The 207-nt window shown below is 59.9% G+C and carries 1 pseudogene; it reads right to left on the minus strand.

From position 1 onward, the window contains the following. Positions 1-34 precede the first annotated feature (34 nt). Positions 35-207 (minus strand): annotated as a pseudogene (locus tag E5W70_RS33030) (aldehyde-activating protein); the annotation flags it as partial.

The raw sequence follows: 207 nt of genomic DNA on the forward strand, positions 1-207 counted from the left end.
TCGCCCGGCTCGATCGATGATAGTCGAGCGGCTACTAGGCCGGCAACGCGCCGGATCTCTTGGCCGTCCAGGTGGCGATATAGTCCATCAGGCCGGGATTGAGGCAGTCATAAGGCTCGAGCCCGATCGACTTCAGCTGTGACCTTATACCCTCCATGCGGCTCGGATCGACACCGGATTCGATGATCGACGAGACAAAGGCGGTGA

Origin of the sequence: Mesorhizobium sp. (assembly GCF_005063415.1) — a bacterium.
Taxonomy (GTDB): Bacteria; Pseudomonadota; Alphaproteobacteria; order Rhizobiales; family Rhizobiaceae; genus Mesorhizobium.